General features: G+C 64.2%; 26 protein-coding genes. 13 read left to right on the top strand and 13 right to left on the bottom strand.

The window, feature by feature from the left end:
* The 6 genes from QZ189_RS04850 to QZ189_RS04825 all read left to right on the top strand — a co-directional run.
* The coding region (locus QZ189_RS04850) for an NADH-quinone oxidoreductase subunit H (RefSeq protein WP_296421122.1) at window positions 1–801 on the top strand (801 nt) is incomplete at its 5' end.
* A 76-nt stretch (window positions 802–877) separates the two neighbouring features.
* Window positions 878–1,474, top strand: a complete 597-nt coding sequence (ndhI, locus tag QZ189_RS04845) for an NAD(P)H-quinone oxidoreductase subunit I (protein WP_296416200.1) — start codon at window positions 878–880, stop codon at window positions 1,472–1,474.
* Window positions 1,474–2,073 carry an NADH-quinone oxidoreductase subunit J gene (locus tag QZ189_RS04840; RefSeq protein WP_247476874.1) on the top strand — a complete coding sequence of 200 codons (600 nt, stop codon included), beginning with the start codon at window positions 1,474–1,476 and terminating at the stop codon, window positions 2,071–2,073. The genes ndhI and QZ189_RS04840 overlap by 1 nt, the downstream gene beginning before the upstream one ends.
* The gene (gene nuoK / locus QZ189_RS04835; protein WP_010313359.1) at window positions 2,073–2,402 is read left to right on the top strand and encodes an NADH-quinone oxidoreductase subunit NuoK; all 330 of its coding nucleotides are present in this window, start codon (window positions 2,073–2,075) and stop codon (window positions 2,400–2,402) included. The genes QZ189_RS04840 and nuoK overlap by 1 nt, the downstream gene beginning before the upstream one ends.
* A gap of 30 nt (window positions 2,403–2,432) precedes the next feature.
* The gene (locus QZ189_RS04830) at window positions 2,433–3,344 is read left to right on the top strand and encodes an NAD(+) kinase (protein ID WP_010313357.1); all 912 of its coding nucleotides are present in this window, start codon (window positions 2,433–2,435) and stop codon (window positions 3,342–3,344) included.
* Between the two features lie 9 nt (window positions 3,345–3,353).
* A complete protein-coding gene (locus tag QZ189_RS04825; protein ID WP_296416201.1) occupies window positions 3,354–3,857 on the top strand; it encodes a CYTH domain-containing protein in 504 nt (167 codons plus the stop codon).
* 182 nt (window positions 3,858–4,039) lie between these two features.
* Here the strand turns inward: QZ189_RS04825 and QZ189_RS04820 are convergent, their stop codons facing one another.
* Window positions 4,040–4,309 (bottom strand): response regulator transcription factor, encoded by a 270-nt coding sequence (locus QZ189_RS04820; protein ID WP_010313351.1) that lies wholly within the window; start codon window positions 4,307–4,309, stop codon window positions 4,040–4,042.
* Between the two features lie 93 nt (window positions 4,310–4,402).
* Between QZ189_RS04820 and QZ189_RS04815 the strand changes: the two genes are divergently transcribed.
* Complete coding sequence (locus tag QZ189_RS04815; RefSeq protein WP_296421121.1) at window positions 4,403–5,287, top strand: methylenetetrahydrofolate reductase; 885 nt, start codon at window positions 4,403–4,405, stop codon at window positions 5,285–5,287.
* Here QZ189_RS04815 and QZ189_RS04810 read toward each other — a convergent pair.
* The 6 genes from QZ189_RS04810 to QZ189_RS04785 all read right to left on the bottom strand — a co-directional run bounded on the left by QZ189_RS04810 (window position 5,271) and on the right by QZ189_RS04785 (window position 12,419).
* Window positions 5,271–6,452 (bottom strand): NDP-sugar synthase, encoded by a 1,182-nt coding sequence (locus QZ189_RS04810; protein ID WP_247476879.1) that lies wholly within the window; start codon window positions 6,450–6,452, stop codon window positions 5,271–5,273. The two genes, QZ189_RS04815 and QZ189_RS04810, sit on opposite strands and share 17 nt — an antisense overlap.
* Before the next feature lie 22 nt (window positions 6,453–6,474).
* Window positions 6,475–7,362 carry a segregation/condensation protein A gene (locus QZ189_RS04805; RefSeq protein ID WP_010313344.1) on the bottom strand — a complete coding sequence of 296 codons (888 nt, stop codon included), beginning with the start codon at window positions 7,360–7,362 and terminating at the stop codon, window positions 6,475–6,477.
* 121 nt (window positions 7,363–7,483) lie between these two features.
* Window positions 7,484–7,843 carry a LapA family protein gene (locus QZ189_RS04800; RefSeq protein WP_010313342.1) on the bottom strand — a complete coding sequence of 120 codons (360 nt, stop codon included), beginning with the start codon at window positions 7,841–7,843 and terminating at the stop codon, window positions 7,484–7,486.
* Between the two features lie 87 nt (window positions 7,844–7,930).
* Window positions 7,931–9,535, bottom strand: a complete 1,605-nt coding sequence (locus QZ189_RS04795; protein ID WP_296416216.1) for an NAD(P)H-quinone oxidoreductase subunit 4 — start codon at window positions 9,533–9,535, stop codon at window positions 7,931–7,933.
* Between the two features lie 117 nt (window positions 9,536–9,652).
* Window positions 9,653–11,671, bottom strand: coding sequence for an NAD(P)H-quinone oxidoreductase subunit 5 (locus tag QZ189_RS04790; RefSeq protein ID WP_247476881.1), 2,019 nt, complete (start codon window positions 11,669–11,671; stop codon window positions 9,653–9,655).
* A 46-nt stretch (window positions 11,672–11,717) separates the two neighbouring features.
* A complete protein-coding gene (locus QZ189_RS04785; RefSeq protein WP_296416217.1) occupies window positions 11,718–12,419 on the bottom strand; it encodes an NnrU family protein in 702 nt (233 codons plus the stop codon).
* Between the two features lie 142 nt (window positions 12,420–12,561).
* Between QZ189_RS04785 and QZ189_RS04780 the strand changes: the two genes are divergently transcribed.
* A complete protein-coding gene (locus QZ189_RS04780; protein ID WP_010313335.1) occupies window positions 12,562–13,527 on the top strand; it encodes a LysR family transcriptional regulator in 966 nt (321 codons plus the stop codon).
* A 6-nt stretch (window positions 13,528–13,533) separates the two neighbouring features.
* On the opposite strand, the gene QZ189_RS04775 is transcribed toward QZ189_RS04780, so the two are convergent.
* Both QZ189_RS04775 and QZ189_RS04770 read right to left on the bottom strand, forming a co-directional pair.
* The gene (locus tag QZ189_RS04775; RefSeq protein WP_247476882.1) at window positions 13,534–14,157 is read right to left on the bottom strand and encodes a DUF3172 domain-containing protein; all 624 of its coding nucleotides are present in this window, start codon (window positions 14,155–14,157) and stop codon (window positions 13,534–13,536) included.
* Window positions 14,154–14,501, bottom strand: a complete 348-nt coding sequence (locus QZ189_RS04770; protein WP_010313331.1) for an NAD(P)H-quinone oxidoreductase subunit M — start codon at window positions 14,499–14,501, stop codon at window positions 14,154–14,156. Before QZ189_RS04770 ends, QZ189_RS04775 begins: the two co-directional genes overlap by 4 nt.
* Window positions 14,502–14,650: 149 nt before the next feature.
* Here QZ189_RS04770 and pds point away from each other — a divergent pair, with 149 nt between their 5' ends.
* Window positions 14,651–16,039, top strand: coding sequence for a 15-cis-phytoene desaturase (gene pds / locus QZ189_RS04765; protein WP_296416204.1), 1,389 nt, complete (start codon window positions 14,651–14,653; stop codon window positions 16,037–16,039).
* Window positions 16,039–16,971, top strand: coding sequence for a phytoene synthase (locus tag QZ189_RS04760; RefSeq protein ID WP_296416205.1), 933 nt, complete (start codon window positions 16,039–16,041; stop codon window positions 16,969–16,971). The genes pds and QZ189_RS04760 overlap by 1 nt, the downstream gene beginning before the upstream one ends.
* On the opposite strand, the gene QZ189_RS04755 is transcribed toward QZ189_RS04760, so the two are convergent.
* From QZ189_RS04755 to QZ189_RS04745, 3 genes are all read right to left on the bottom strand, one after another.
* Complete coding sequence (locus QZ189_RS04755) at window positions 16,959–17,909, bottom strand: alpha/beta fold hydrolase (protein ID WP_296421119.1); 951 nt, start codon at window positions 17,907–17,909, stop codon at window positions 16,959–16,961. The genes QZ189_RS04760 and QZ189_RS04755 overlap by 13 nt on opposite strands.
* Before the next feature lie 5 nt (window positions 17,910–17,914).
* Entirely contained in the window at window positions 17,915–18,343 is a 429-nt protein-coding gene (locus QZ189_RS04750; RefSeq protein ID WP_296416207.1) for an RNA-binding protein, read from the bottom strand.
* Window positions 18,344–18,507: 164 nt separating this feature from the next.
* Window positions 18,508–19,761 carry a CCA tRNA nucleotidyltransferase gene (locus tag QZ189_RS04745; RefSeq protein WP_296421118.1) on the bottom strand — a complete coding sequence of 418 codons (1,254 nt, stop codon included), beginning with the start codon at window positions 19,759–19,761 and terminating at the stop codon, window positions 18,508–18,510.
* Between QZ189_RS04745 and QZ189_RS04740 the strand changes: the two genes are divergently transcribed.
* From QZ189_RS04740 to QZ189_RS04730, 3 genes are read left to right on the top strand one after another with little or no spacing between them, the layout of a single operon-like run.
* The gene (locus QZ189_RS04740) at window positions 19,754–20,005 is read left to right on the top strand and encodes a Ycf34 family protein (protein WP_296416209.1); all 252 of its coding nucleotides are present in this window, start codon (window positions 19,754–19,756) and stop codon (window positions 20,003–20,005) included. The genes QZ189_RS04745 and QZ189_RS04740 overlap by 8 nt on opposite strands.
* Complete coding sequence (gene tsaB / locus QZ189_RS04735; RefSeq protein WP_296421117.1) at window positions 20,002–20,634, top strand: tRNA (adenosine(37)-N6)-threonylcarbamoyltransferase complex dimerization subunit type 1 TsaB; 633 nt, start codon at window positions 20,002–20,004, stop codon at window positions 20,632–20,634. The genes QZ189_RS04740 and tsaB overlap by 4 nt, the downstream gene beginning before the upstream one ends.
* Window positions 20,631–21,272, top strand: coding sequence for a YdcF family protein (locus tag QZ189_RS04730; protein WP_010313315.1), 642 nt, complete (start codon window positions 20,631–20,633; stop codon window positions 21,270–21,272). The genes tsaB and QZ189_RS04730 overlap by 4 nt, the downstream gene beginning before the upstream one ends.
* Here the strand turns inward: QZ189_RS04730 and QZ189_RS04725 are convergent.
* Window positions 21,214–21,900 carry a lysophospholipid acyltransferase family protein gene (locus QZ189_RS04725; protein WP_156797711.1) on the bottom strand — a complete coding sequence of 229 codons (687 nt, stop codon included), beginning with the start codon at window positions 21,898–21,900 and terminating at the stop codon, window positions 21,214–21,216. The genes QZ189_RS04730 and QZ189_RS04725 overlap by 59 nt on opposite strands.
* Window positions 21,901–21,949: the final 49 nt, after the last annotated feature.

Genomic DNA, 21,949 nt, shown 5'->3' with positions numbered 1-21,949 from the left:
CTGGTGCCGGTGATCCTGAGCTGGTTGGTCGTGCCCTTCGGCCAGCACCTGCTGATCAGCAATGTCGGCGTCGGCATCTTTCTCTGGATTTCCCTGAGCAGCATCCAGCCCATTGGCTTGCTGATGGCTGGCTACGCCTCGAATAACAAGTACTCCCTGCTCGGTGGCTTGCGGGCCGCCGCCCAGTCGATCTCCTACGAGATTCCCCTCGCCTTGGCGGTGCTGGCCGTGGTGATGATGAGCAACTCCCTCAGCACGGTTGACATCGTCAACCAGCAGACCGGTGCCGGCATCCTCAGCTGGAACATCTGGCGCCAGCCCGTCGGTTTCGTGATCTTCTGGATCTGCGCCCTGGCCGAATGTGAGCGCCTTCCCTTCGACTTGCCGGAGGCTGAAGAGGAGTTGGTGGCTGGCTACCAGACCGAATACGCCGGCATGAAGTTCGCCCTCTTTTATCTGGGCAGCTACATCAACCTGGTGCTCTCCGCCCTGCTGGTGGCGGTGCTCTACCTGGGTGGCTGGGGCTTCCCGCTTCCCGTCGAGTGGGTGGTGAACCTGACGGGTCAGCCGATCGACGCTCCCCTGGTGCAGGTGATCACCGCCACCACCGGGATCGTGATGACGGTGCTGAAGGCCTACCTGCTGGTGTTCTTCGCGATCCTGCTGCGCTGGACCGTTCCCCGGGTGCGCATTGACCAGCTGCTGGACCTGGGTTGGAAGTTCCTGTTGCCGGTCGCCCTGGTCAACCTGCTGGTGACCGCTGGTCTGAAGCTCGCGTTCCCGGCCTTCTTCGGCGGTTAATTCCCCACCGCCACCCCCCTTTGCCAGGTCGCCAGGCCATCATGGTGCCGGCGCCACCGCCCCTTCCCACCACTCCATGTTCGGGTTCCTCAAGAAAGTCGGTGACTACACCCGCGATGCGGTGGGTGCGGCCAACTACCTCGCCCAGGGGCTTTCGGTCACCTTTGACCACCTTCAGCGCAGGCCGATCACGGTTCAGTACCCCTACGAAAAACTGATTCCGTCGGAGCGCTACCGCGGCCGAATCCACTACGAGTTCGACAAGTGCATCGCCTGTGAGGTGTGTGTGCGCGTCTGCCCGATCAACCTGCCGGTGGTGGATTGGGTGATGAACAAAGCCACCAAGAAAAAGGAACTGCGCAACTACTCCATTGACTTCGGGGTGTGCATCTTCTGCGGCAACTGTGTCGAGTACTGCCCGACCAACTGCCTCTCGATGACCGAGGAGTACGAGCTGGCGGCCTTCGATCGCCACAGCCTGAACTACGACAACGTCGCCCTCGGCCGTCTCCCCACCAGCGTCACCAGCGACCCAGCGGTCTTGCCCCTGCGGGAGCTGGCCTATCTGCCGAAAGGGGAGATGGATCCCCATGGCGTGGATCCCAATCGTCCGCGGGCCGGCAAACTGCCCGCTGACGTCCTCAAGACCCTGCCGAAGGAGGAGAACGCCTGATGACCATTGCTTCCTCCACGCAGTTCATCTGCTTTGTCTTCCTCTCAGCAGCGGTCGCCATCGGCGCCCTTGGCGTGGTCCTGCTGCCGAGCATCGTCTATTCCGCCTTTCTGCTGGGCGGCGTGTTCCTCTCGGTTGCCGGTCTCTACCTGCTGCTGAATGCCAGTTTCGTGGCGGCCGCCCAGGTGCTCGTCTACGTCGGTGCGGTCAACGTCCTGATCCTGTTCGCGATCATGCTCGTGAACAAGAAGGAAGACCTGGCGGCGATCCCTGGCCTGGCCGTGCGTCGCTTCCTCTCCGGTGCAGTGTGCGCTGGTTTGTTTGCCCTGCTGCTGCGGGTGGCCTTCACGACCCCCTGGGCCCTGCCCGGCCCGACCCCCATTGGCGAAGAGGCCACCATTCGCATCGGTGAGCACCTCTTCAGCGACTACCTGCTGCCATTCGAGCTGGCGTCAGTCCTGCTGTTGATGGCGATGATCGGCGCGATCGTCCTGGCCCGCCGCGATGTCTTCAGCACCGATGTGGTCACCGGCGAACCCGCTGATCAGGGTTTGATCGAGAAATCCCGCACGCCCCTGCTCCTGGAGAAAACCAACTGATGTCCATCGAGCTGCCCACCACCGTTCCTCTCCAGGGCTATCTCGCCTTGGCCGCCATCCTGTTTTGCACGGGTGTCTGGGGACTGATCAACAGCCGCAACGCCGTGCGGGTGCTGATGAGCATCGAGCTGATGCTCAATGCGGTGAACATCAACCTGATGGCCTTCTCCAGCTACCTCGATGGCCAGCTGATTCGCGGACAGGTCTTTGCAATTTTCGTGATCACCGTGGCGGCTGCTGAGGCTGCCGTCGGCCTGGCGATCCTTCTCTCTCTGTATCGGAACCGTGAAACGGTGGATATGGAGCGTTTCAACTTGCTGCGTTGGTAGCCAGGCTGGGCGCGAGCTCAGCTCTGGCTTATGCGCCTTGAGACCGTCTGGTTGATCCATCGAGCGGCCAGCCAGGCTGCCCTGCGCCAAGCCCGGCGTTGCGCCCAGATCTTGCGCGATCAAGGCGTCAAGGTCGCCGTGGCCATGAGTGGGGCCAGTGCGAACCCCTTCCCCGGGCTCTTGGCGGATGAGGGGAGTCCGCCCGATTTGGCCGTGGTGCTGGGCGGAGACGGAACGGTGCTTGGGGCCGCGCGGCACCTGGCGCCCCTGGATGTGCCGATCCTCTCGTTCAATGTCGGCGGTCATTTCGGCTTTTTGACCCAGGAGCGCAAGCTGCTGGGCCATGGCCATGAGGCCGAGGGTTCCTTCGATCTCTGGCAGCGACTTCGGGACGATCGCTTTGCCCTCGAGCGGCGCATGATGCTCGAGGCGCGCACCGACAGCAGCGACACGGTGCATACGGCCCTCAATGACCTCTACCTGAGGCCCGGGATCGACGAGGTCACCCCCACCTGCGTCCTGGAGTTGGAGATTGATGGGGAGGTGGTCGATCAGTTCCGGGGGGATGGCCTGATCATGTCGACCGCGACCGGCTCAACGGGGTATTCGATGGCGGCCGGCGGCCCGATCCTGCATCCCGGTGTGGAGGCGATTGTGGTGAACCCGATCTGTCCGATGAGCCTCTCCAGCCGTCCGTTGGTGGTTCCGCCCCGGGCGCAGTTGGCGGTCTGGCCGCTGGGTCCCTCCAACAGTCGGGTGCGCCTCTGGAAGGACGGGGCCTTCGCGGCGGTGCTGGAGCCCGGGGATCGCTGTGATGTGCGCCGCTCCCCCCATCACGCCTTGATGGTGCTGCTGGAGCAGAGCCCCTCCTACTACCGCACCTTGACCCATAAGTTGCATTGGGCCGGCAGTTTGACGGCCGCCGAGCCGTCTCCCAACTAGAGCAAGCCCATGGCCCTCGAGATTGAGCGTCGCTTTCTGGTCTCCGGTCAGCAGTGGCGCTCCGTGGTGTCTTGGCAGCGGGACTTCGCCCAGGGGTACCTGCCGAACTCCTCCCAAGCGATGACCTCGCGGGTCCGCCTGGCCGGCGTCGATGAGGCTTGGCTGACGCTCAAATTCCCCGCCGGCGGAATCGCCCGGCAAGAGTTTGAGTACGCGATTCCGGCGGCCGATGCTTCGGCGTTGCTCGAGCGCTGTGAGGCGCAGCTGATCAAGCGTCGCTTCGGCTTGGATTTACCGGGTGGGGACTGGGTTCTGGATGTCTTTGCAGGGGAGAACGCCCCCTTGGTTCTGGCCGAAGTGGAACTGGAGCGGGCCGATCAGGCCGTGGAGATCCCGGATTGGTGCGTGCGGGAGATCACCGGGCTTGGCCAATTCAGCAATGCGGCCTTGGCAAGCCATCCCTGGGCCCGCTGGAGCGAGGCGGAGCGGACCCCCTGGCTGGAGCACAGCTGAGCTGCCTTAGGATTTGCTTAAGGATTGACCAGGTTGTTCGTTGCTCGGCCTTTACGACCAAGACGGAGTGCTCCGCTGCTGTGGGCTGGATCAGGCCGAGTGCCTCGCCTACGCCGAGCTCTTTGCCCTGGGCGAGGGTGCCTTCAGCATTGAGCCGCTGTTCGCGGCAGGGGAGTCGGGAGCTAGTCCTCGTCCCCAGGCAGGTTGCAGCAATTGAAGCCATCGCGGCAGATCTTGCCGTGATCCATCGCCCAATTCAGCAGCGCCACGCGGTTCTTGGCGCCCGTTTTGGTGAAGACGTTGCTGACGTGGTTGTCCACGGTGCGTTTGCTGATCATCAGGTTCTCGCCAATCTCCTGATTGGTGAGGCCTTGGGCGACGAGTTGGATGATCTCCAGTTCGCGCTCGGAGAGGTCCATGGGGGAATGGCCGAGGCTGCTTCGATCAGTCATCCATGCCCCGAGACGCCTTGTCACTGTAGGCAGCCGATCCCATCTGGGCATGGCAGCGGTGGTTAATGATGGGCCCTGTTAAGCAAGGTTGTTTTGCGGCTACAGCAGGCGCTTGAGGCGGGCCAGTTTGCCCTGACGGCAGAGGTGATGCCCCCCCGTGGCGGGGAGATCAAGCGGACCCTTGAGCACGCTGCGTTGCTGAAGGACTGGGTGCACGCCGTGAACGTCACCGATGGCAGCCGCGCCGTCATGCGGATGAGCAGCCTGGCGGTCTGTCGGCTGTTGCTAGACGCCGGTGTCGAGCCGGTCTGGCAGCAGGCCTGCCGGGACCGCAATCGCATTGGTCTGCAGGCCGATCTGCTGGGGGCCCATGCCCTGGGGATCAGAAACATCCTCTGTCTGACGGGGGACCCGGTTCGGGCGGGAGATCAACCGCAGGCCCGGCCGGTCAACGAGTTGGAGTCGGTGCGCTTGCTCAAGCAGGTGGCGGCCTTTAACCGCGGTGAGGATCCGGTGGATGGCACCCTGCCGGATGGTCCAACGGACCTGTTCGCCGGTGCAGCGGCCGATCCGCAAAGCCCCAGTTGGAGTGGCCTGAGCAGCCGAATCCGCCGGAAGCAGCAGGCGGGCGCACGATTTGTGCAGACCCAGATGGTGATGGACGAGGACTGCCTGAAGCGTTTCGTCGATGAGATCACCGCACCCTTAGGACTGCCGGTACTGGCGGGGGTGTTTCTCCTGAAATCGGCGAAAAACGCCGCCTTCATTAACCGCGTCGTTCCCGGCGCCTGTATTCCTCAATCGATCATTGATCGACTGGCCGCCGCGAGCAATCCAGCGGACGAGGGAATCACCATCGCCGCGGAACAGGTCCGTCGCTACGCCCAAACCTGTCAGGGGGTTCACCTGATGGCCGTGAAGGCCGAGGAGCGCATTCCCCTGATCCTGGAGCGCGCGGGATTCAGCTCGCGCTGCTGATCGCTAGATCGGTGCCGAGCAGGTCGGCCATGGCCTTCTGTTGCGCAGAGGGCTTGGCATAGTCCTGGCGACGGGCGTCGGTGATCAGCCAGTCCAGGGCTGCTTCTTGGAGATCGAAGTGGTCGCCATTGCGGTCAACGCAGTAACGACCAAAGACCAACTTCTCGACCAAACGAACGCCGGGTCCGATGCGGGAGTAGTCAAAGATGATCGAGTTATCGATCGTGGCGCCTTCGCAGATGTGGCAGCTCGGTCCGATCATCGCGGGGCCAATGATTGTGGCGCCGTCTTCGATCTTGGTCATGCCGCCGACGTAAATCGGTCCCTCGACATGGATCTTGTCCCAGTTGGCTGCCACGTTGAGGCCGGCATAGATGCCCGGACGGATTTCCTTGCCGGGGATTTGAACCTGGCGCACTTCGCCCTGCAGAACACTGCGGATGGCCTGCCAGTAGTCGGGGACCTTGCCGATATCGACCCACTCGAAGTCCATCGGCAGGGCGTAGAACGGCGCGCCGTTGGCGACCAGCTGGGGGAAGAGGTCAGAGCCGATGTCGAAGGGAACACCCTCGGGGACAAAATCGAGAACTTCCGGCTCGAAGATGTAGATGCCGGTGTTGATCATGTCGCTGGCGGCTTCTTCCACAGAGGGCTTCTCTTGGAAGGAACGCACCCGGCCGTCGTCATCGGTCACCACGACGCCGTAGCTGCTGACCTGGTCCCGGGGAACGCGCTTGGTGATCAAGCTCGCCATCGCCCCTTTGGCCTTGTGGCGCTTCACGGCTTCGCTGAGATCGAGGTCGATCAGCGCATCTCCGCAGAGCACCACGAAGGTGTCATCAAAGAAGTGTTGGAAGGTCTGAATTTTTTTGAGGCCACCGGCGGAGCCAACGGCATCACCAATCAGTTCGCCGTCTTCAATCCGTCCTTCAAAGCTGTAGGCGATTTCAACGCCAAAGCGTTGACCATCGCGGAAATAGTTCTCGATCTCCTCAGCCAGGTGGGAGACATTCACCATGATTTCGGTGAACCCGTGCTCCCGCAAAAGCTCCAGCAGAAACTCCATCACGGGTTTCTGAAGGATGGGGATCATCGGCTTCGGGATCGTGTGAGTAATGGGTCTCACACGGGTTCCCTTGCCCGCGGCCAGGATCATCGCCTTCATCGCGCCACCCTACGCAAAAGACTTAGGCCGCAATGGGTTCTCGAGCCGGCCCCCGAGCTGACCCCAGTTCAGAGGGCAGCGGCAGTTGCACCGATTCCCGCTCATCGAGCAGCCGCTTGAGTTGCAAGGGCCCGAACAAGCCGCCCTGCTGCTCCAACTCCACTTTTCCTTGGGAGCAGAGGAACAGCAGCGCCCAAAACACCCCCACCCGATCGCTGTCCAGATCCTCGGGTGCGACGGCAGCCCAGGCCTCCACGAGACCCTCAAAACCCGTCCACTCCAGGGATTGCGGCCACTGCAGCAGGAACTGGCTCAGGGCGGCGGTGGTTTCCGGCAGTTTCTCGCGGTGGGCGAGGGCGGCGACCTGCTCGATGGCGGCCCGGTCGCTGTAGCGGCGGCTGCGTTGGCGGTTGCGGACTTGTCCCTCTTCCTGTTCGAGCCGCTCGGCGATGTCCTCGAGTTGCCGGATCAGTTCGCCCAGGGTCACCGGGCGCTGCAGCGGTGGCGGGGCTACGGGGCGCCGCAGCAGATGGCGCTCCGGTTTGCGGGGGAGCTCCAGCCCAGGGGTGAGCAGCCAACCCTGCCCCTCGGCATCGAAGTCAAAGTCATACCCCTCGTCCAGTTCGGGTTCAGGGGGGAAGGTCTGGGCCTCGAGGACTTCCGCCTTCAGGCTGACCAGCACCGAGGCGGCGAGGAAGGCTTCGCTGGTTTCGGCGAGGTCCTGTTCGTAGCTGCCGCCGCGTCCCTTGTTGAGGGCCGCCACGAGCTTGGGCACTTCAATGCGCTGCCGCAGCTGATCGAGAAAGCCGTCGACGACAGCGATGACATCGACGTCCCAGGGGTCGAGATCACCCCGCTCAGCGGCGTCCTGCAACAGCCGGATCGCAAGCCTGGCGCCACCTTCGGCCACGGTTTCTTGCGGACTGGACTGAAGGTACCGGCTTGAAGCGGGTTAAGCCAGTGCCCAAGAGCGATCTGAGCCCATTCTTTTCATGGGCTTCTTGGCCAATCTTGCTCCCCTAGGCGTGCAATTAAGCGGCCTCGCCCTGGGCGGAGCTTTCGCCAGCGGCTGGGAGCAGGCCCAGCTGGGCATCCACGGTGGCGCGGTAGCGCTGCACGTCTTCCTCAAGCTCGCGAATGCGCACCTGTTGTGCTTCGTACTCGCCAGGATCGGTCTGGCTTTCAACCCGCTTGACCACACCGGTCCAGACGGCAAACACCCAGGCGGCGGTTGCGCCGACACCGCCCACCACCAGCAGCAGTGCGGCCAGGGGCATGGTGGTGGTCAGCCCGGGCAGAAAGCGCACGGTGGTGGGCGCGGTGTTCTCCAGGGTGAACATCACCGTGGCCAGACCAAAACTGAAGATCAGCAGGAAGTTCAGCTGCTTCATGGCTGCGAGGGGCCGCTGTTGAGCTGTTTTTGAGATTACGAAGATCTTGCACGCGCAGCCGCTGAGAGGCTGCGCTTCGTAATGGCCCTAGCTCAGGGCTGGTGCCTGCAGGGGGGCCTGGCGAATCAGGCCGGCTCCGGCAGGAGCGGTCAGGGCCTTCATCGCACTCTCGTTTCGGGCCACCAACTGTTCCATGGAGGCCTTGTAGCTGTCGGTCATCAGGCGTGGGTAGAGGCCAATGCCGATGATCGGAACCAGCAGGCAACCGATGATGTAGATCTCCCGCGGCTCGGCATCCACCAGGTTGGTGTGGTCGACGAGCTCGGCCTTCTCCTTGCCGTAGAAGATCTCCCGCAACATCGAGAGCAGGTAGATCGGGGTGAGGATCACGCCGATGGCCGCCAGGCCATCGATGGCCACCCGGAAGGGAAGGGTGTAGGCGTCATCGGTGGCGAAGCCGACGAAGACCATCAGCTCGCTGACGAAGCCGCTCATCCCGGGCAGGGCCAAGGAAGCGAGGGAGCAGACCGTCCAGAGCGCAAACATCTTGCGCATCTTCTGGCCCACACCACCCATCTCGTCGAGCTGGAGGGTGTGGGTTCGGTCGTAGGTGGCACCCACCAGGAAGAACAGGGAGGCGCCGATCAGGCCGTGGCTGATCATCTGCAGCATCGCCCCGCTGGAGCCCAGCGCACTGAAACTGCCGATGCCGATCAGCACAAAGCCCATGTGGCTGATCGAGCTGTAGGCGATTTTGCGTTTGAGGTTGCGTTGGGCGAAGGAGGTCAGGGCGGCGTAAATGATGTTCACCACGCCCAGGACGACCAGCAGTGGCGCGAAGACCGCATGCCCATCCGGAAGGATCTGGCAGTTGAAACGCAGCAGGGCGTAGCCGCCCATCTTCAGCAGAATCCCGGCCAGCAGCATGTGGACCGGGGCCGTCGCTTCGCCGTGGGCATCCGGGAGCCAGGTATGCAGCGGAACGATGGGGAGCTTGACGCCAAAGGCGATCAGTAGGCCCGCATAGGCCAGGAGTTGGAACTTCAAGGAGAAGCCCTTGGCCATCAAGTCGCTGTACTCAAAGCTGGTGGTCCCGCCGTAGAAGGCCATGGCCAGGCCCGCCAGGAGGATGAACAGCGAACTGCCAGCGGTGTAAAGGATGAACTTGGTGGCGGCGTACTGGCGTTTTTTCCCGCCCCAGATCGCCAAGAGCAGATAGACCGGCAGCAGCTCCAGCTCCCAGGCCAGGAAGAACAGCAGCATGTCCTGGACAGCGAAGACGGCGATCTGGCCGCCATCCATCGCCAGCAGCAGGAAATAGAACAGCCGGGGCTTGAAGCTCACGGGCCAGGCCGCCAGCACGGCCAGGGCCGTAATGAAGCTGGTCAGCAGGATCAGCGGCATGGAGATCCCGTCGGCTCCAACCGACCAGGACAGCCCCACTTGCGGGAGCCAGCTGACCCGCTCCACCAATTGCAGATTCGGGTCGCTGGGGTCGTACCCCGTCAGATACGCCCCAACGGTGATCAAAAAGGTGATCAGGGCCACGCCCAGGGCAAACCAGCGGACCTGTTTGCCATCCCCCTTGTCAGGGATAAACGGAATGCAGAGGGCCGCTGCAATCGGGAACAGGATCGAGGCGCTGAGCCACGGGAATGCCGAGCTGCTCGCCTGTTCCGTCGCTACGGCCAGGGTTGAGACGAAGTCCAGGATCACCGAAAGCGAATCGCTTTAGGCGGAGTGTAGAAATGCTCACCGTGACGCGCCCCTGGGAGTGGGCGATGTCACACAGAGCGTTGTGCGAAGGCCTCAGCCCAGGGCGCCGAAGAGCACCACCAGGGCGATCACCCCTCCGAAAACGATCAGCGCATAGAACTGCGCACGGCCGGTCTCGAAGTATTTGAGGCCCTCTCCACTCCCCAGGGTGACCAGGCCGGTGAGGTTCACGACCCCATCAACCACCTTGGAGTCCACCTCCAGCACCGAGCGCGCCAGTTTGCGGCTGCCCTGAACGAAGAGCTTGTCGTTGATGTCGTCCAGGTACCACTTGTTCGCCAGGAAGGCATTGATGCTGGGGAAACGACCCGCCACTGCAGTCGCCAGGTCCAGCTTGCGCAGGGCGTAGGCCAGGACGGCCACGCTGATGCCGATCACCGAGATCGTCACGGAGGCTCCGGCTAAGGGCAGGAATTCAGACCAGCTGAAGTGTTCTGCCACCTCGGCGGCTTCCTGGGGATCGAGGAGGGTGCCGAACCGGCTGTTCCAGGGCACACCCAAGAGACCCACCAAGACCGAGGGGACCGCCAGGACGGCCAAGGGCATGGCCATCTGCCAGCCGGATTCATGGGGATGATCGGCGTGGGCATGGTGTTCGCCATGCTCCTCACCGTGCTCGTCCGCTCCCTTGCCGGCAGCGGCCATCAGCTGGGCTTGCATCGCCTTGTCGTTGCCGCGGAACTCCCCTTCAAAGGTCAGGAAGTAGAGCCGGAACATGTAGAAGGCGGTCATCCCGGCGGTGACAAAGCCCGCGGCCCAGAGGATCGGGAAGCTGCCAAAGGCTTGGCCCAGGATTTCGTCCTTGCTCCAGAAACCAGCCAGGGGCGGGATGCCGCTGATGGCCAGGCAGCCAATAAAGAAGGTGCTGCTGGTGACGGGCATGTACTTGCGCAGCCCGCCCATCAAACGCATGTCTTGGGCGAGGACCGCCTCGTGGCCGACCACCTCTTCCATGGCGTGGATCACTGAGCCAGAGCCCAGGAAAAGCATGGCCTTAAAGAAGGCGTGGGTCACCAGGTGGAACATGCCCGCCACCGGGGCGCCACAACCCATGGCCAGCATCATGTAGCCCAGTTGGCTGACGGTGCTGTAGGCCAGGCCCTTCTTCAGATCCATCTGGGTGAGGGCGATCGAGGCCCCCAGGAAGAGCGTGATTGTGCCGATCACGGCCACCACGACCTGCACCTCAGGGAAGGGCACGTAGACCGGTTGCAGGCGCGCCACCAGGAAGACACCCGCCGCCACCATCGTTGCGGCATGGATCAGGGCTGAGATGGGGGTTGGGCCCTCCATCGCGTCCGGCAGCCAAACGTGCAGCGGGAACTGGGCCGACTTGGCCATCGGACCCATGAAGACCAGCAGGCACAGCAGGATCGCGATGCCGTTGGAGACGCTGCCGGCGCTGATGGCCTCTTGGAGGCGCACCCCGATCTCTTCAAAGCCGAAGCTGCCGGTGGCCCAGAACAGGCCGAGGATGCCCAGCAGCAGGCCGAAGTCACCGACGCGGTTCACCACAAAGGCTTTCTGGGCGGCATTGGCGGCGCCATCGCGGTCGTACCAGAAGCCCACCAGCAGGTAGGAGCACATGCCCACCAGCTCCCAGAAGACATAGATCTGGAGCAGGTTGGGGCTGATCACCAGGCCCAGCATCGAGCTGCTGAAGAGGGCGAGGTAGGTGAAAAAGCGGACATAGCCCTTGTCGTGGGCCATGTAGCCATCGGAGTAGATCATCACCAGCACGGCGATGGTCGTCACCAGCGAGAGCATGACGGCGCCGAGCGCGTCGACGCGGAAGCCCATCTCCAAGGTGAAGGCCCCGGCGCTGGCCCAGTCGAAGAGCACCTCCGTGGCCCCGGCGCCCGCCAGCTGCTGGGCGAGAACGGCGTAACTCAAGACCGCCGCGGCTCCGACACAGCTGATCAACAGCAGTGCAACCGGTTTGCGCAGGCGGTTGACCGTGCGGTTAAAGCTGATCAGCCCCAGGCCAACGATCGCGGCCCCGATCAGCGGGAGCACCGGGATGAGCCAGGCGAGTTCGGCGGGCGACGGCATCCGGCACTCAGGGAATCAGGGCGAGTGTAGGCAGCCCCGCGGGCGCTTATCCCAGCCAGTGCGCGAGCCCTAATCGACTGAAGCCTGTCGCGGCCAGCCCGATGTAGCGGTGGGCCCACCAGAAGACGCCAACGGCGATGGCGATGCCCAGTTGGGCGGGCCTGAGGAATTCAGAGGCCACCAGCTGTTGACGTCCATCCAGCACCGCGGCGAAGGGAACGATGGAGGTGCTGGCCCTGAGCTCCTCAAAGGCTTCGCCAAAACGGTTGCTGAGACGGCGATCACCGTTCCAAACGGCAAAGAGATGGTGGGCAATCAAGCCAAGGCAGGTCGCGACCATGAAGCTGCTGCCAATCCAGAGCAGATGGGTGCAGCACCAGAGGATCTGGCCAATGGCCTGGGGGTGGCGGCTGACGCGAATGATGCCGGTGGCGTACATGCGCACCTGGGGCTTGAGGACCGCCGGGATCTCCAGCAGGTTGTAGGTGGCTGGGTAGAGGAAGAGAAAGGAGATGGCTGTCCCGACCCAGACCAGGGGCACGATCCAGGGCTGGTCCTGGAGATTCCAGAGCCGGATCCCGTCGTAGCGGTGGGCCAGGAAGTAACCGATCACCACCACGGCAGAGGGAATGCTGACGGCGGCAAACAACAGCCGCCAGGCCCGCTCACCAATGCGCTCAGCCCCCCAGTACCGCAGAGAGGCCCCGCCGCTGTGGATGACGGCGAAGACCAGGAGTAGAGCCAGCATCACCAGGCTGCTGTGGTGGAGGTGGCTGGCGCTGCTCAAGGCTCAGGGTTGCTTCAGATCCAGCGGATTCTGGCCAAGCGCATGAACCCGCTGTTCGATCGACCTAGAGTTTTGATCCCCCCGCTGAACCGCAGCGCCCTCCATGGCTGATCTGCCGTTCACTCTTGATCAGCTGCGCATCCTGCGGGCGATCGCCAGCGAGGGCAGCTTTAAAAAGGCCGCCGACAGCCTCTACGTCACCCAGCCGGCGGTCTCCCTGCAGATCCAAAACCTGGAGAAGCAGCTCAATGTCTCCCTGTTTGACCGGGGGGGACGCAAGGCCCAGTTGACCGAGGCCGGTCACCTGCTGCTGAGCTACTGCGACCGGATCCTGAGTCAGTGCCAAGAGGCCTGTCGCGCCCTGGATGACCTCCACAACCTCAAGGGCGGCTCCTTGATTGTTGGTGCGAGCCAGACCACCGGCACCTATTTGATGCCGCGGATGATCGGCCTCTTCCGCCAGAAATACCCCGAGGTGGCGGTTCAGTTGCAGGTGCACAGCACCCGCCGCACCGGCTGGAGCGTGGCCAACGGCCAGATCGACCTGGCGATCATCGGCGGCGAGCTGCCCAGCGAGCTCAATGAACTGCTGCAGGTCATCCCCTATGCCAGCGATGAGCTGGCCCTGGTGCTTCCCACCAAGCACCCCTTGGCCCGACTGCCGGAGCTCAGTAAGGACGACCTGTACAGGTTGGGCTTTGTCTCCCTGGATGCCCAGTCGACCACGCGCAAGATGGTGGACCAACTGCTGGCGCGCTCGGGCCTGGACGTCTCGCGCCTGAAGATTGAGATGGAGCTCAACTCGTTTGAGGCCATCAAGAACGCCGTGCAGAGCGGACTGGGTGCTGCGTTCCTGCCGGTGGTTTCGATCGAGCGGGAACTGGCGGCGGGCAACCTGCACCGTCCCGCCCTGGCGGATCTCTCCGTGCGCCGGCAGCTCAAGTTGATCACCCACCCGGCGCGCTACTGCTCGCGGGCCGCCGATGCCTTCCGCAAGGAAATCCTGCCGGTCTTTGCCAGCCCCGATAGCCCCCTGCGCCGGCCCATGCCGGAACCAGTCGAGGCCTAGGAGGCCTCAGAACTGGTCGGCTTCAGGGGTGATGCCGGCGGCGTCATCGGCAACGCCCTTGGTGATGAATTTGTTCTCCGTGATGTCCGTCTGGTAGACGCAGCGCACGATCGGCTGGTCCTTCACCGAGCCGATGTAGGCGAAGGTGTTCATCCGCTGTTTGCACTGGCGCATCTGCTCAGCGGTCACGGCCCCTTCCTTCTGCAGGACGCTCCAGTTCTCCCGTCGAATCACGCAGCCCGGCCGCAGTGCCGGTTGGGTGACGAAGCTCGAGCTGGGGTTCATGGTCGTGTAGAGCTCGATGTCCATCACGAAGGCACTGGCGCCCCACTGCCGGCAGAACTCCGGATCGGGGACGGCCATGTCCAGCTGCTGGGAGCTGGCGATGTTGCCCTGGTCCCCTTGGGTGTTACTGGAGATGCCGGTCCCGATGCCGATGCCGACCACCAGGACACCACCGAGCACGGCCACCGTGCCCACGTTGAACTGAAAGCCCCCGCCACCACCAGGGGCGCCACCACCACCTGAGCCAGGTCCCCGGGGCCGGCCGCCACCGCGGCGCGGGTCCCCATAGCTCTCACGGCCGTAACCCTCGTCGTAGCTGCTGCGGCCGTAGCGGGAGCGGGTCATGGCTGCTCGGGGCTTTGGGGAAGACCCATCGAGTAGTTCAGGACTCGGCAGTCGGGGTTGTAGCTGAGCTGACCGGCCTGGAGCAGGGTGCGGATGGTTCCCTCGAGCTCCGATCCGATCCGGCGCAGGTTGTAGTCGTTGAGATCGTTGCCGGCGTTGGCCTGCACGAGTTCTTGGAAGCGCTGCTGCACGACCTCTTGGGCCGCCGTGTTCCAGAGAAATTCGTTGTCCGGATCCAGGTCCAGGGTGAGCTGCTGATCGTCAGGGACCAGTTGACCGTTCTCCACCCGTGCCGTGAAGAGGCGCACGTGGCGAGTGGTGGATTTGATCAGGGTGTCGGCCATGGCGAGGCAATCTGCTGACCGGCGAACCCGAAGGCCGGCGTCAAGACTTTAAGAAGCGCCTGGCGGGTCTGGTCAAGCCGGCTTGGGACTGGAGGGACTCAGCCCTGGGCACGGGCCCTTTAAGGTTGCGTGCTGATTCCCTGTTTTTCATGCGCGTCGCCATTGCTGGTGCTGGCTTGGCCGGGTTGGCCTGCGCCAAGTACCTCTGCGACGCCGGACACACCCCTGTGGTGGTGGAAGCCCGCGATGTCCTGGGCGGCAAGGTGGCCGCCTGGCAGGACGATGAGGGTGATTGGTATGAGACCGGTCTGCACATCTTCTTTGGTGCCTACCGGAATATGCGTCAGCTCTTCAAGGAGCTGAACATCGAGGACCGGCTCCAGTGGAAGAGCCACTCGATGATCTTCAACCAAAAGGAGACCCCGGGTACCTACAGCCGCTTCGATTTCCCGGATATCCCGGCTCCGCTCAACGGCGTGGCCGCCATCTTGGGCAACAACGACATGTTGTCCTGGCCCGAGAAGATCTCCTTCGGCATGGGCCTGGTGCCGGCGATGTTGCGCGGGCAGCAGTACGTCGAAGAGTGCGACCAGTACTCCTGGACCGAGTGGCTACGGATCCACAACATCCCTGAGCGGGTGAACGATGAGGTCTTCATCGCCATGGCGAAGGCGCTGAACTTCATCGATCCCGACGAGATCTCCAGCACGGTTGTGCTGACGGCTCTGAATCGCTTCCTGCAGGAAAGCGACGGATCCAAGATGGCCTTCCTCGATGGCAACCCTCCCCAGCGGCTCTGTCAGCCGATCGTCGATTACGTCACGGCCCGGGGCGGTGAGGTGCACCTCGATTCCCCCCTGCGGGAGATCGAACTCAATGCCGATGGCAGCGTCAGCGGCTTCCGCATCGGTGGCATCAAGGGCAAGGAGGGCTTCACCCTCGAGGCCGATGCCTATGTCAGTGCCCTGCCGGTCGATCCCTTCAAGCTGCTCCTGCCGGAGCCTTGGAAGCAGATGCCCTACTTCCAGAAGCTGGATGGCCTCAATGGCGTCCCGGTGATCAACATCCACCTCTGGTTTGACCGCAAGCTCACGGACATCGACCACCTGCTCTTCAGCCGTAGCCCTCTGTTGAGTGTCTATGCCGACATGAGCAACACCTGTAAGGAGTACGAGGATCCCAACCGCTCGATGCTCGAGCTGGTGTTTGCTCCGGCCAAGGATTGGATCGGCCGCAGTGATGAGGAGATCGTGGCGGCCACCATGGAGGAGCTGAAGCGTCTCTTCCCGATGCACTTCACCGGCGACGACCAGGCCAAGCTGCGCAAGTCGATCGTGGTCAAGACCCCGCTGTCGGTCTACAAGACCGTTCCCGGTTGCCAGAAACTGCGTCCGGATCAGACCTCGCCGATCCCGAACTTCTTCCTGGCCGGTGACTACACCATGCAGCGCTACCTGGCTTCGATGGAAGGTGCGGTCCTGAGCGGCAAGCTCTGTGCCCAGGCGGTCAGCCAGGCCAAAGCAGCAGTGGCTGCTTGATGGCGGCAGTGACAGCAACGGCTGATCTCTCCACCATTCCTTCCCTCGAGGAAGCTTTTGAAGCCTGCCGCCAGGAAACGGCGGAGTGGGCCAAGACGTTTTATTTGGGCACCCTGCTGATGCCCCCGGCCAAGCGCCGGGCCATCTGGGCGATTTACGTCTGGTGCCGGCGCACCGACGAGCTGATGGACAGCCCTGAGGCCATGGCCCGTCCGGTCGCTGAGTTGGCAGAACGCCTCGATCGTTGGGAGGAGCGCACCCGGGCGTTCTTCAAGGGCGAAATCCAAGATGGCCTCGATCGCGTCATGGTGGACACCCTCGAGCGCTATCCCCAGCCCCTCCAGCCCTATCTGGACATGATCGAGGGGATGCGGATGGATCTGACGACGACGCGCTACGCGACCTTCGACGACCTCAAGCTCTATTGCTACCGCGTTGCAGGCACCGTCGGTCTGATGACGCAGGAGGTGATGGGCGTTGATCCGGCCTACACCTCCGCCCCTTGGAGTGATCCCCCGGACACCAGTGATGCGGCCGTTGCCTTGGGCATCGCCAACCAGCTGACGAACATTCTTCGGGATGTGGGTGAAGACCGGGGCCGCGGTCGGATCTACCTGCCCCAAGAGGATCTGCAGCGCTTTGGCTACAGCGAGGAGGAGTTGCTCGCTGGAACCCTCAACGACAGTTGGCGTGAGCTGATGCGCTTCCAGGTGGACCGTGCCCGTGAGTGGTTCGCCCGCTCAGAAGCCGGTGTGCGTTGGCTCGCCCCGGATGCCCGTTGGCCGGTCTGGGCTTCGTTGCGCCTCTACCGCGGCATCTTGGATGTCATTGAAGAGCTCGATTACGACGTCTTCAACCACCGCGCCTATGTGCCCCGCACGGGCAAGTTCCTGGACCTGCCCAAATCGTTTGTGATTGCTCAGGCGCGCTGAGCGTCTTCCCAGCCCAACTTGAGCCAACGGCACAAGATTGGATTGACCCGCTCGGGAGCTTCATCGTGGGGGCAGTGCCCGAGTCCGGGTAGGACCTCGAGGTCCTGCACACAGGCGAACGTCTGCTTCCAGCGCCGGGCTTCCTCTAACGGCTCCCAGGGGTCTGCCTCGCCCCAGAGCATCCGCACCGGCACGTTGAGTCGCTCGAGCAGCTGCGGCGCCAGCCAGTCATCGAACAGATTGACGAAGCCCCTGAAGCTCTCCGTTGCTCCTGGCTCCTGGCTGGGTTTCAGCAGCAGTTGGACCAGCTCGTCGTCGACGTTGCCGCCGCTCGGATAGGCCTGTTTCAGCACCGCGCGTACCGCACCGGCCCGAGCGAAGAAGCGGAAGAGGTTGCTGACGATCCAGCGCTGCCGCACCAGCGCCATCACCAGCGGTCTGGAGAGTTGAGCGCCGATGGGTTGTTCCGGTAGACGTTTCAGGTCGAGCTCTCGCTCGGCGCAGTCGATCAGCACCACCTGGGACGGGGGCTGAGCTCCCTCTGAGAGCATCCGGGCGGCATTGAGGCAGACGACACCACCGATGGAGTTGCCGATCAGCTGCAGGCTGACCGGTCCCTCGGCAGCGATGACCTCCCTCGAGAAATCCACCAGTTGCTGGGCCCACAGATCGAAGCCGTAGCGCACGCTGCCGGCGGTGTCGGGCTCGTTCTCCAGGCGCGAGACGGGCTTGCTGCTGCCGCCAAACCCCAGGAGATCAATCGCATAGACGGGGCTGTCTGCGGCGAGGGCGCTGAGGTTGTGGCGCCAATGCCCCTTGGAGGCGCCAAACCCATGCACACAAAGAACGGCTCGACCGCAGGCGGTTGAGCCGTTCTGGGGGGGGATTCGGGTGTAGCTGATCTGATGGCCTTTCCAGCTCCAGATCAGCTCATCCATCTCAATCAGACCGCAGCCTTTTGGTTGTCCAGCAGACCCTTGAGCTTGGCCAGTTCGCCAGCCCAGCGGGGGTCGGGAGCACCCTCTTCCACGGAGTCGCGGTGGACGACCTTGTTGACGGCCTTGCGGGCCACGGCGGGGCCAGCGCCGCCACCGGGACGGCGATCGTTGCCACCACGGCGGTCGTCGCGGCGCTCGGAGCGCTCGATGCGCAGGGCATTACCGCCGAACTCACGGCCATTGAGCTGCTCGATCACCGCATCAGCGACCTTCTCGTCGTTGACGTTGGCGAAACCGAAACCGCGGCCAGCGCCGGTTTCACGGTCCTGAACAGCCTTGAAGCGGACGCCTTCACCAACGCTGGAGAACAGAGCCTCGAGCTCCTTGTTATCGAAGCTCTGGGGCAGGTTGCCAACGTAAAGACGAACGCTCATGGGACGAGAGAGAGAAGAAAAAGGTTTTGGTTCTGGCTGGTCGGGGGTGAATCACGAAGCGGCTGCACCGAACCCGACAGCGGAGTTCAATCGGCGACCTACGGCGTAATGCTGTGCCCTAACTGGCTGAATTCAGGTCGTTGATAACGCCTTTCACTGTGAAGTTAATCACGGCGGGTGTCCCTCTCCAGCCATTGGCGCGCACGTTCGAGGGCTTCCGCGGTGCCATCAAGGCGGCCAAAGGCCTGCTCCAGCATCAAGAACTGCAGTAGGGATCCCAGTTGGGGTGAGGCTTTCAGGCCTAATTCCTGCTGCAGTTGATCACCATTGATGGCCGCTCTTGGATGAAAAAGCCGGTCCTCAGGGTCGCGCCAGCGCCGCAGCCAGGCCTTGGCCGCTGGGGCGGGCCAGTGCAGCAGCAGGGCCGGCAGATCGCTGCTGAGGTCGCGGTGGAGTTGCAGTCGCTCCGCTTCCTTGAGGGCTTCGGCGTGTTCCGCGGGGTTTTGGGCCCCCAGCCGCTGCTGCCAATGGCGCAGGCGCTGCACCCGCTGTTGCAGCTTGCGGCTGCTCTTGAGCTGCTGCAGGCCTGGGCCATCCAGAACCGCGGCCATGCGAGCCAACGGCAAGGCCTCTTGGCACTCCTGGTCGCTGAGGCCCCTGCTTGAGGCCTGCTCGGCCGTGAGCGGCGTCAGGGGAGCCAGGGCAGGGCAGGGGGCCAGCAGCCCCCAATCCAGGCAGCGCTGCAGTCCCTGCTGCCCCTGGGGGCTTTGGCAGAGCTTCTCCAGTTCCGCCAGGACGCGCTCCCCGGCCACGCTGCTGAGGCGCTCCCTGTGCCGCTGAATCCAACCCGCGGTGGTGTCATCCAGCTCAAACTCCAGCTCGCTCGCCAGGCGGACCCCCCGCAGCAGGCGCAGGGGGTCATCCAGCAGGTTGCGTTCCGCCAGGGCCACCAGCTGACGGCGCTGCAGATGCTCCAGGCCCCCATGGGGGTCCACCAGCTGGTCCCGTTGGGCCAGCGGCAGGGCCATGGCATTGACGCTGTAGTCCCGGCGCTGCAGGTCGTCAGCGAGGCTCTGGCCTTCGCGGCGCGCCAGATCCACGCTCCAGCCGCGGATCACCAGCCGGCCGATGTCACGCTCGGCGTCCAGCACCACAGGACTGCCGCCAAAGCGCTTGCTGAGCGTCTTGCAGAGGGCGATGGCGCCGTCCGCCACCACCAGGTCGAGGTCGGGGGCCGGACCCAGGCGGTTCAACAGGGCATCGCGGACCGCTCCCCCCACCAAGGCGGCATCGGCGGGAAAGGCGGAGAGGGGGACCGGCCAGTCCTCAGCGCGCAGGACACTCCAGGCCACTGCCGCTGCAGAACCGCCAGAGCCGGGCACAATGAGCCCATCTGCGCTGACGCTGGAGATGTGCATCTGCGTGGACTGCCGCTGGGTCGACCAGTGCCAGGCCTACCACGCAGTGGAGCGTCAGCACGGCGCTGCCCATCTCTGCGCAGCGCCGCAGTTCGTCCCCAGCGAACCCAAGATTCACGTTCAGGTCAGGGAGCTGGGCTCCACGGACGTGGGCGTTGAGTGGGACGTGCGCGCCTGCGGCAGTTTTGAGCTCGAGCGGGGCCGCTGGCAGCGGCTCTGTCCTGGGGAGTTGCTGCCCACATGAGCGAACCCTCCTTGCTGCTGGCGTTGCACAGCTCAAGCGAAACCCTGGGGGTCGGTCTCTGCGATCTCCAGCAGGAGGGCGCGCCTCCCCAGTGCGCCAGCTTCCCCTTGGGGCGTCAGCTCTCCAATGCCTTGCTCCCCTGCGTGGAGGAGCTGCTGCCCGCGGAGCGTTGGCCTCAGTTGGCTCGGATCGTGGTCGCCACCGGTCCCGGAGGCTTTACCGGAACACGCCTCACCGTGGTCCTGGCGCGCACCTTGGCCCAGCAGCTGCAGATTCCCCTGCACGGTTTCAGCAGCTTTTTGCTGATCGCACGTCGCCTGGCGGCGGCCGGGGCCTTGCAGCCGGATCAGCCCCAGTTCTGGTTGCAGCAAACCCTGCCGCGCCGGGGGATTGTGGCGGGGGCCTACCGCTTGGATGCCTCAGCCCTGGGGGGGATCGACGAATGCGTGGAACCGCGTCTGTTTAAGCCCGATGAGGCCGGGCCGGGCGGCGTCGAGGCCCAGGTTGAGGCGGAGGCGGATGTGCTGCAGCTGCTGACCCTGGGGCGACTGGCCCATGCAGCGGCATTGCCGGGGCCCTGGAGCACGGTGCTGCCGCTCTATCCCACCAGCCCGGTGGAGGGCGGATGACCCAGGCCCAGCGTCAGACCGAATCCCGGCCGCGCAGGAGGCGCCGTCGCCCCCGTCGCCGCGGCAGGGCTCGGCGCCTGCTGCTGCTGGCGGCCTTGTGCGCGGTCGCTTGGAGTAGCCGAGGACTGGTCTTCCCGGCGCTGCCCCCACCGCAGTTGGTGCTGGTGCTCGGCGGCGATGTGGAGCGGGAGCGGGTTGGGGCCGAGGTCGCCAAGCGCGATGGCCTGCCGGTGATGGTCAGCGGCGGCAGCAACCCGGAGTACGCCCACTGGTTATTCCGCGGTCGCGGCCTCGATGACACGCGAGTCCTGCTGGATTACCGGGCCACCGACACCCTGAGCAACTTCACCTCTGTGGTGGATGACCTCAAGCGCTCCAAGATCCGCCACGTGGTCCTGGTGACCAGCAGTGACCACATGGACCGGGCCCTGATGGTGGGACGCGTTGTGGCGGGGAGCCGCGGGATCGGGCTGACGCCGTTGGCCGTGCCCTGCGGTGAGCGCTGTGTCCCCGAGGACTGGCGCAAGGTCTGGGGTGATGGGCTGCGGGCGGCCCTCTGGGTGGTGAGTGGCCGGGACCTTAGGGACTGGGCGGCAGAGCGTTTTGGTCCGCTGCTGGAGGAAGTGCGGGGTCGCTGATCAGGCCTTGATCCAGCAGGGCATTGATCTGGGCCTGGCAGGCGGCTGTCGCTTGATCGAGATCCGCCCGCTTACGGCTGGCCGGCGGCGGGATCGGCGTGCCAATGCGGATGTGGACGGGTAGCAGGCGCGCCGTGCGTGAGCCGGTGCCCAGGGCGCGGTGACTGTTGATGATCGCGACGGGCAGCAGGGGGACGCCGGCGCGGGCGGCCAGTAGGGCCGCACCGGGCTGGGGGTTGTTGACCCGGCCGTCGGCCTGGCGGGTGCCATCAATAAAAACGCCGGTGGCCCAGCCCTGATCGAGGCGATCGGTGGCGGTGCGGATGGCTTCGCGGTCGCTGGCGCCGCGGGAGACCGGATAGGCCCCGCAGGCGCGGATGATCGGTCCCAGCAGTGGAATCTTGAACAGTTCCGCCTTGGCCATGAAGGCCACGGGGCGCCCCAGGGCATGCCCGAGCAGGGGTGGATCGAGGTGCGAGCCGTGGTTGGCCACCACCACCAGGGCGCCTTCCATCGGCACATGGGCGTTGCCGGCGGTGCGCCCGCGGAAGAGCAGCCGGTAGATCGGGAACACCAGCAGATAGCTCACCAGGCGGTAGGTGAGGCTCGGCCGCGGGGTGCGGATCAGGGCCGGTGGTTCGGCGGGTTTGCGGCGGCGGAGGACGCGTTTGACCGCC

The sequence above is a fragment of the Vulcanococcus sp. CPBay_Sum15L08_68 genome, assembly GCF_017855895.1.
Lineage (GTDB): Bacteria > Cyanobacteriota > Cyanobacteriia > PCC-6307 > Cyanobiaceae > Vulcanococcus.
Note: the sequence above shows the minus strand (reverse complement) of the source record. Positions and strands in the feature narration are given on the sequence as shown.

What these genes read in the sequence shown, in the direction of transcription:
- QZ189_RS04825 (WP_296416201.1), top strand. Translation starts at nt 3,354, where the DNA reads ATGGCCCTCGAGATTGAGCGTCGCTTTCTGGTCTCCGGTCAGCAGTGG.
- QZ189_RS04775 (WP_247476882.1), bottom strand. Translation starts at nt 14,157, where the DNA reads ATGACCCGCTCCCGCTACGGCCGCAGCAGCTACGACGAGGGTTACGGC.
- QZ189_RS04745 (WP_296421118.1), bottom strand. Translation starts at nt 19,761, where the DNA reads ATGCACATCTCCAGCGTCAGCGCAGATGGGCTCATTGTGCCCGGCTCT.
- QZ189_RS04770 (WP_010313331.1), bottom strand. Translation starts at nt 14,501, where the DNA reads ATGGCCGACACCCTGATCAAATCCACCACTCGCCACGTGCGCCTCTTC.
- QZ189_RS04800 (WP_010313342.1), bottom strand. Translation starts at nt 7,843, where the DNA reads ATGAAGCAGCTGAACTTCCTGCTGATCTTCAGTTTTGGTCTGGCCACG.
- QZ189_RS04750 (WP_296416207.1), bottom strand. Translation starts at nt 18,343, where the DNA reads ATGAGCGTTCGTCTTTACGTTGGCAACCTGCCCCAGAGCTTCGATAAC.
- QZ189_RS04830 (WP_010313357.1), top strand. Translation starts at nt 2,433, where the DNA reads ATGCGCCTTGAGACCGTCTGGTTGATCCATCGAGCGGCCAGCCAGGCT.
- QZ189_RS04755 (WP_296421119.1), bottom strand. Translation starts at nt 17,909, where the DNA reads ATGGATGAGCTGATCTGGAGCTGGAAAGGCCATCAGATCAGCTACACC.
- pds (WP_296416204.1), top strand. Translation starts at nt 14,651, where the DNA reads ATGCGCGTCGCCATTGCTGGTGCTGGCTTGGCCGGGTTGGCCTGCGCC.
- ndhI (WP_296416200.1), top strand. Translation starts at nt 878, where the DNA reads ATGTTCGGGTTCCTCAAGAAAGTCGGTGACTACACCCGCGATGCGGTG.
- QZ189_RS04840 (WP_247476874.1), top strand. Translation starts at nt 1,474, where the DNA reads ATGACCATTGCTTCCTCCACGCAGTTCATCTGCTTTGTCTTCCTCTCA.
- QZ189_RS04810 (WP_247476879.1), bottom strand. Translation starts at nt 6,452, where the DNA reads ATGAAGGCGATGATCCTGGCCGCGGGCAAGGGAACCCGTGTGAGACCC.
- QZ189_RS04740 (WP_296416209.1), top strand. Translation starts at nt 19,754, where the DNA reads ATGTGCATCTGCGTGGACTGCCGCTGGGTCGACCAGTGCCAGGCCTAC.
- tsaB (WP_296421117.1), top strand. Translation starts at nt 20,002, where the DNA reads ATGAGCGAACCCTCCTTGCTGCTGGCGTTGCACAGCTCAAGCGAAACC.
- QZ189_RS04760 (WP_296416205.1), top strand. Translation starts at nt 16,039, where the DNA reads ATGGCGGCAGTGACAGCAACGGCTGATCTCTCCACCATTCCTTCCCTC.
- QZ189_RS04790 (WP_247476881.1), bottom strand. Translation starts at nt 11,671, where the DNA reads ATGCCGTCGCCCGCCGAACTCGCCTGGCTCATCCCGGTGCTCCCGCTG.
- QZ189_RS04730 (WP_010313315.1), top strand. Translation starts at nt 20,631, where the DNA reads ATGACCCAGGCCCAGCGTCAGACCGAATCCCGGCCGCGCAGGAGGCGC.
- QZ189_RS04785 (WP_296416217.1), bottom strand. Translation starts at nt 12,419, where the DNA reads ATGCTGGCTCTACTCCTGGTCTTCGCCGTCATCCACAGCGGCGGGGCC.
- QZ189_RS04820 (WP_010313351.1), bottom strand. Translation starts at nt 4,309, where the DNA reads ATGACTGATCGAAGCAGCCTCGGCCATTCCCCCATGGACCTCTCCGAG.
- nuoK (WP_010313359.1), top strand. Translation starts at nt 2,073, where the DNA reads ATGTCCATCGAGCTGCCCACCACCGTTCCTCTCCAGGGCTATCTCGCC.
- QZ189_RS04780 (WP_010313335.1), top strand. Translation starts at nt 12,562, where the DNA reads ATGGCTGATCTGCCGTTCACTCTTGATCAGCTGCGCATCCTGCGGGCG.